General features: G+C 48.7%; 1 protein-coding gene and 1 pseudogene. Both read right to left on the bottom strand.

The window, feature by feature from the left end; all coding sequences use genetic code 11:
- Nucleotides 1–153: pseudogene (locus tag R7Z50_RS25910) on the bottom strand (flagellar hook-basal body complex protein FliE); the annotation flags it as partial.
- Between the two features lie 126 nt (nucleotides 154–279).
- Nucleotides 280–870: helix-turn-helix domain-containing protein (locus R7Z50_RS25905; RefSeq protein ID WP_318149529.1), on the bottom strand; the 591-nt coding region annotated here is incomplete at its 5' end.

Below are 870 nucleotides of genomic sequence, written 5' to 3'. Positions count from 1 at the left end.
AGATGATTGTTGAAGTGAGTTGACGGTATTGATGGCTTTGGTTAGGAGATCATTGAAATCTGCACCCAACTCCGCACCCCTTCCTGTCGGAGTGGTGTCGGCCGCTTCTACAATCATGGCGCGCATTTCGGCCTGAATACCATCAACTTTCATTATCACCTCTGAGCCAAAAGTTTGACTATCCATTTAAACTAAATATTGACACAGCAATTTATGTGCCATAAGACGCCAGCAGAATAGTTTACTCACACTTTTGTCTTAAGGCTACGCGTGTGAAACCTAACTCGGAATATCTATACCCGCGTCACGCATTTTGGCAAGTTTGTAGCGCAGAGTACGCGGGCTTATGCCCAACTTCTCTGCCATTTCTTTGCGTCGGCCATTACATTCCACCAAGGTTTCTAGAATGATCGCGTACTCTTGATCGCGCAGCTCGCCACCCAACCCCTCGCCGCCAGTGTTAACGCGGTTGACGGATTCAGCTTGAGCAACAGGCTTGACATCAGGGACCAATGTTTCTGCACTTTGCACAACGTATTGCAAGCTGTTGGCATCTTGCCAATCCACGCCTTCTAGCAAGATGTGCTCTGCACCGATATCGCCGTTTTCACTCAAAATCAGCGCGCGTTGTACAACGTTATCCAGCTCTCGAACATTACCTGGCCATGGGTACTGCAATAGTTTTTCCACTGCAACTGGCGAGAACTGAGGAACAGGCATACCCATTTTGCTACAGTGACGCTCGGCAAGATGCTTCGCAAGTGGCGCAATGTCCCCTTTACGCTCATTCAGCGCTGGCCATGCGATTGGGAACACATTCAGGCGGTAGTACAATTCTTCACGGAAGTTACCTTCCGACACATACTGTTT

It is taken from the genome of Vibrio sp. 1249-1 (assembly GCF_033340495.1).
The sequence above is the reverse complement of the archived record's forward strand: the minus strand, read 5'-3'. Positions and strand labels throughout refer to the sequence as shown.